This window comes from Chimaeribacter coloradensis (genome assembly GCF_002858715.1).
GTDB classification, from domain to species: Bacteria; Pseudomonadota; Gammaproteobacteria; order Enterobacterales; family Enterobacteriaceae; genus Chimaeribacter; species Chimaeribacter coloradensis.
The window spans coordinates 43,203-49,202 of sequence record NZ_PJZH01000029.1 but is presented as its reverse complement, the minus strand read 5'-3'; the positions used below and the strand labels follow the sequence as shown (position 1 = coordinate 49,202).

The 6,000-nt window shown below is 60.8% G+C and carries 4 protein-coding genes and 1 pseudogene; 1 reads left to right on the top strand and 4 read right to left on the bottom strand.

The features are described 5' to 3' along the window. The 4 genes and pseudogenes from CYR32_RS18485 to hemC form a co-directional block, all read right to left on the bottom strand. Positions 1-141, bottom strand: a pseudogene (locus CYR32_RS18485) (protoheme IX biogenesis protein HemY); the annotation flags it as partial. A 3-nt stretch (positions 142-144) separates the two neighbouring features. Then, on the bottom strand, positions 145-1,272 hold the full coding sequence (hemX, locus tag CYR32_RS18480; protein WP_101826621.1) for a uroporphyrinogen-III C-methyltransferase: 1,128 nt from the start codon (positions 1,270-1,272) through the stop codon (positions 145-147). A 22-nt stretch (positions 1,273-1,294) separates the two neighbouring features. Then, positions 1,295-2,035, bottom strand: a complete 741-nt coding sequence (hemD, locus tag CYR32_RS18475; protein ID WP_101826620.1) for a uroporphyrinogen-III synthase — start codon at positions 2,033-2,035, stop codon at positions 1,295-1,297. Beyond that, positions 2,032-2,973 carry a hydroxymethylbilane synthase gene (gene hemC, locus CYR32_RS18470; protein WP_101826619.1) on the bottom strand — a complete coding sequence of 314 codons (942 nt, stop codon included), beginning with the start codon at positions 2,971-2,973 and terminating at the stop codon, positions 2,032-2,034. The genes hemD and hemC overlap by 4 nt, the downstream gene beginning before the upstream one ends. Before the next feature lie 315 nt (positions 2,974-3,288). Between hemC and CYR32_RS18465 the strand changes: the two genes are divergently transcribed. Next, positions 3,289-5,844, top strand: a complete 2,556-nt coding sequence (locus CYR32_RS18465) for a class I adenylate cyclase (protein WP_101826618.1) — start codon at positions 3,289-3,291, stop codon at positions 5,842-5,844. Positions 5,845-6,000 lie beyond the last annotated feature (156 nt).

The following is a 6,000-nucleotide window of genomic DNA, read 5'->3' as shown; positions in this document are numbered from 1 at the left end:
CATGATCACCAGCCCGGTTACGCTGGTCTCAATGTTGTAGTTGTCGGTCTGGATCAGCACGTAGCCCTGGTGGCCCGCCAGCAGCGGCCCGACGACGATGCCGGCAATCAGGATAAGGAACAGCACCAAAACACGAATCATGTTTTAGCCCTCCTGATTGGCGGAAGCCGGCGCTTGCGCCAGCAGGTTACGGACGCGCGTCTGCATCAGTTTTTCCAGCATCGGCTGGCTCTTCAGTTCCGCAGGCACATCCATCGAAATAGATTGCTGGCTCAGGTTATCCAGATCGTCCAGGAAGGCCTTGGTGGCCGGGTCATTGGCATCAAAGTAAGAGCGCACCCAGCCGGAGACCGTCTCCAGCGACTGTTTGTACACTTCGTTCTGATGGCGCGGCACCGCCTGGGCGGCCACTAACAGACGCGAGCGGATGTTTTCACGCAGGTAAACATCCTGATTTGGGGCCAGCAGCGGCTCGGCGCTGGTGTCACGGCGGCGGATGGTGATGAAGTCATCCATAAAGTTGTGCCAGCTTTTGGTCAGGTTCTGCCGCCACTCGGCCAGCGACGCAGACAGCTCGCTGCTGTCTTCGTCCATCGGCGAATCATCGGTGTTGTCATCGGCCAGGCGCAGGTTATCGACCTGATTGGAGAGCTGGTTCACTTTCAGAATGATGCCGTCGAAATCGACCTGCGACACCACCGACAGCGCGCTGACGTCTTCGGTAATTGCGCGGCGCGCCTCCAGCAGGCTCGGGTCATTCATGTCCGCCAGGCTGGCGTCAGCGCTTTTCAGCAGGGCTGCCGCGGTGGTGACGTCCTGATCGCTCCAGAGCTTGCGCCCGGCGAGTTTGACCAGAAAATCAGCCTGCGCCAGCAGCCAGGTTTTGGCATCACTGCCGGAAATGGTCGCGACCTTCTCCTGCAACTCATTCAGCTGGCGCGCCAGCGCCGCCTGTTGCTGACCGGCATTTTGCAGCGCACCGGCCTGCTGTTGCAGCAGTGTGCTCTGCTGCTGTTTATCCTGCTGCTGGCTCTGCTGCAATGCGGTTAACTGCGTGCGCAGGGCCTGGTTCTCTGCCAACTGCGCCCTGGCCTGCTGCTGCCCGTGGTAGTAAAGGCCGGCGCTCAGGGCGAGGGCCAGCGCAATGGCCACGGCACCCAGCACCAGCCCAGTGCGGTGCGCCTTGCGGGGTTCAGCATCTGGCTGGAGGGGTGTCTCCACCGCTGGCGTGATCTCATCTACCGGCGCGGATGGGGTTTTTTGTTCCGTCATGTTGGCACATCCCATAGTCAGGTTATTGTAGCGCGCGGATCAGCGCGTCATTATCGGCATTGTCAGCAACACGGACATCCTGCCAGCCAAGCCGGCGCGCCAGTGTTGCCAGGCGTTCACTTACCACTATCAGGTTGCAGCGCAGCAACCATGAAGTCCGATAGTAATCAGGAACTAAAGTATAGAGCTGTTGTAACATTTCACCGCTGGTGACCACCAGCCTGCTGACGCCCATCCGTTGCCAGTGGGCGCTCTGCTCACTGCCGTCATAGTGGATGGGGCTGCGCTGGTAGCATTCGCAATAGCTGACGTCGGCCCCGCGTTCCGCCAGGGTCTCAGCCAGCAGCTCCCGGCCGCCGTTGCCGCGCAGGATCAGCGCCTGTTTGCCGGTGACCTGTTGCAGGTCAGGCAGGCAGAGCAGGGTTTCGCTGGTTTCGCTGCCCGGTGGGTAGGTTACCGGCAGGCTGGTCAGGGTATGGAGTTTCAGGCCGGTGGTCCGGCCGATGGCATAATAGTGAAGGTGCGCGGGCCAGGCCGCCTTGCGGAGGGTCAGGGCGCGGTGGGCGTAATCCACCACATGCTGCGACAAAACAAACACCAGATCGCCCGGTGCCAGAGCGGCAAGGCGATCCGGCAGGGTGGCCACGTCCCGCCCCGGGGTGAACGCAATCAGCGGCGCGTGATACGCGGCCAGGCCAAGCTGGCGTAACCGGCTGACCAACTGTTCGCCTGACGGGGAAGGGCGGGTCACCAGAATGGTCATGCAGGCGGGTTCCCCTGGTAGACCTCGGCGAGGATCTCGCGCGCGCCGCGGGAGAGCAGCTCCTCGGCGAGGTCGATGCCCATCTGCTCAGCCTCTGCCGCGCTGCCGTAGCGCTCACCGCGTACAATTTCACTGCCGTCCGGTGCGCCGACCAGCGCCCGCAGCCAGAGGCGATCGCCCTCCAGCACCGCGTAACTGCCGATCGGCACCTGGCAGCCGCCTTCAAGGCGGGTGTTCATTGCGCGTTCAGCCCGCACGCGGATGTCCGTTTCCGTGTGGTTCAGCGGTGCCAGCAGGGCGCGGGTGACGCTGTCATCCAGGCGGCACTCAATGCCCACCGCCCCCTGGCCCACTGCCGGCAAACACTCTTCCGGTGAGATGGCATTGCGGATGCGGGACTCCAGCCCCAGGCGCTTCAGCCCGGCCACGGCCAGGATGATGGCGTCATACTCGCCCTTGTCGAGCTTGCTGAGCCGGGTGCCGACGTTGCCGCGCAGGTCACGGATCACCAGATCCGGGCGCATTTCACGCAGCTGGCACTGGCGGCGCAGGCTCGAGGTGCCGACCACGCTGCCCGGCGGCAGGTGCGCCAGGCTTTCAAAATTCGGGGAGACAAAGGCGTCACGCGGGTCATCACGCTCGCAGATGGTCACCAGCCCCAGCCCTTCGGGGAAATCGACCGGCACATCTTTCATCGAATGCACGGCGATGTCCGCCCGGTTCTCCAACAGCGCCAGCTCCAGCTCTTTGACGAACAGCCCTTTGCCGCCGACTTTGGCCAGCGGCGTATCAAGAATAATGTCGCCGCGTGTCACCATCGGCACCAGCTCGACGCGCAGGCCGGGGTGGGCTGCCTCCAGGCGGTGTTGCACGTAGTGGGCCTGCCACAGGGCCAGCGGACTTTGACGGGTGGCAATCCGGATAATTTTGTCTAACATGCTTGTTACCGTTTTACGATTTCGCCCACATCCTACCATCTACCGGGGAAAGCTGTCAGCGGAAGAAGCCCCGGCTTGCCGGGAAGAGGTCGGTCAGAACGGCGCGCCCAACAGGTTTTACATGACATGGCGGGTGGAGAAGAGTATACAAAGGGACCAGAATAAGTCTGGTGCTATACTTTCTTTACGGTCAATCAGCAAGGTGTTAAATTGATCACGTTTCCAGCAATTGCCTGTCAATTATTCGTCTAAAACAGAGACAGGTGTGGAAAACGGGGATTTTCAAAGACACTGGGATAAATCAGGCGAAACGTCTTGTACCTCTACATTGAGACACTCAAGCAGAGACTGGATGCGATCAACCAACTGCGTGTCGATCGCGCCCTGGCGGCCACCGGGCCGGTTTTCCAACAGGTCTACAGTCTGCTGCCGATCTTATTGCATTACCACCATCCTCTGATGCCCGGCTACCTTGAAGGCAGCGTTCCGTGCGGCATCTGCCTGTTCACGCCTGATGAAAAGCAATCTCGTTATCTTGCTGATATAGAAGAAAAAATCGGCAAACCCCTGGATAAGACCCCCCACGGCGAATTGCCGGTTACCGCCCTCTATACCATGGGCAGCACCTCCTCGATCGGCCAGAGCGACAGCTCAGACCTCGACATCTGGGTCTGCCACCAGTCCTGGCTTGACCCGGAAGAGCGCCAGCGCCTGCAACAGAAATGCAGCCTGCTGGAAGCCTGGGCCGCCGATCTGGGCGTTGAAGTCAGCTTCTTCTTAATTGATGAGAACCGCTTCCGCCACAACGAGAGCGGCAACCTGGGCGGCGAAGATTGCGGCTCCACCCAACATATTCTGCTGCTGGATGAGTTCTACCGCAGTGCGGTACGGCTGGCCGGCAAGCGCATCCTGTGGAACATGGTGCCGTGCGAGGAAGAGGGCAACTATGATGACTACGTCATGTCGCTCTATGCGCAGGGCGCGCTGACGCCCAATGAGTGGCTGGATCTCGGCGGCCTGAGCACGCTGTCGGCGGAGGAGTACTTTGGTGCCAGCCTGTGGCAGCTCTATAAAAGTATCGACTCGCCTTACAAAGCGGTGCTGAAAACCCTGCTGCTGGAGGCCTACTCCTGGGAGTACCCGGAGACCCAGCTGCTGGCGATGGACATCAAACGCCGCCTGCACGGCGGGGAGATCGTCTCCTTCGGGCTGGACGCCTACTGTATGATGCTCGACCGCGTGACCCGTTACCTGACGGCGATTGAGGATGAGACCCGCCTCGACCTGGTGCGCCGCTGCTTCTACCTGAAAGTGTGCGAAAAGCTGTCACAGGGGCGCGAGTGTGTGGGCTGGCGGCGTGAAATCCTGGTGCAGCTGGTGCAGGAGTGGGGCTGGAGCAGCGAGAAGCTGGCGATTCTGGACAACCGCAACAACTGGAAAATCGGCCGGGTGCGCGAGGCGCATAACGAACTGCTGGATGCGATGATGCAGAGTTACCGCAACCTGATCCGTTTCGCCCGCCGCAACAATCTAAGCGTCAGCGCCAGCCCGCAGGACATCGGCGTGCTGACCCGCAAACTCTACGCCGCTTTTGAGGCGCTGCCGGGGAAAGTGACGCTGGTCAACCCGCAGATTTCGCCGGACCTGTCAGAAAACGATCTGACCTTTATCCATGTGCCGGTGGGCCGGGCCAACCGTACCGGCTGGTACCTCTATAACCAGGCGCCGTCGATGGACTCCATCATCAGCCATCAGCCGCTGGAGTATAACCGCTACCTGAACAAGCTGGTGGCCTGGGCCTACTTCAACGGCCTGCTGACGCCGCGCACCCGGCTGCATATCAAAGGCGGCAGTCTGTGTGATATGGCCAAACTGCAGGAGCTGGTGGCGGATGTGTCGCACCACTTCCCGCTGCGCCTGCCGGCCCCGACGCCGAAAGCGCTCTACAGCCCGTGTGAAATCCGCCATCTGGCGATTATCGTCAATCTGGAGCATGACCCGACCGCAGCGTTCCGCAACCAGGTGGTGCATTTTGACTTCCGCAAGCTCGACGTGTTCAGCTTCGGCCAGCAGCAGCAGTGCCTGGTGGGCAGCATCGACCTGCTCTACCGCAACTCCTGGAATGAGGTGCGCACGCTGCATTTCAGCGGCGAACAGGCGGTGCTGGAAGCGCTGAAAACCATCCTCGGCAAAATGCACCAGGATGCCGCGCCGCCGGAGTCGGTCGAGGTCTTCTGCTACAGCCAGCATCTGCGCGGGCTGATCCGCACCCGCCTGCAACAGCTGGTTTCCGAGTGCATTGAGCTGCGCCTCTCCAGCACCCGGCAGGACCCGGGCCGCTTCAAGGCGGTGCGCGTCTCCGGCCAGACCTGGGGGCTGTTCTTTGAGCGCCTGAGCGTGTCGGTGCAGAAGCTGGAAAATGCCGTGGAGTTTTACGGTGCCATCTCCAACAACAAGCTGCACGGCCTGTCGGTGAAGATGGAGTCAGATCAGGTGCATCTGCCGGCGGTGGTGGACGGCTACGCCAGCGAGGGGATTATCCAGTTCTTCTTCGAGGACTCGCCGGACGACCGCGGCTTCAACATCTATATTCTGGATGAGTCGAACCGGGTAGAGGTGTTCCACCATTGTGAAGGCAGCAAAGAGGAGCTGGTCAAAGATGTGAGCCGCTTCTACTCCTCCTCCCATGACCGCTTCACCTACGGCTCCAGCTTTATCAACTTCAACCTGCCGCAGTTCTACCAGATCGTGGTACTGGACGGCCGCAAACAGGTGATCCCGTTCCGCAGCAAGGCGCTGTCGGCGCTGAACCTGGCGGTAAACAACGACGCGTTGCCGCAGTCGCTGAAGCAGTTTTACCAGTTGCATTAAGGGCTGCCGCGGGTGGAAAAAAGGGTCCGGCTTGCCGGGCCCTTTTTTATGGCGCGCCGGTAACGGCAATGCCGCGGGCCGGATGCAATTCCTATTGCTTTTCATGATCCACCTGCGATTATAGAGAGCTTGGACGCACGAAACACAGGCATCAAT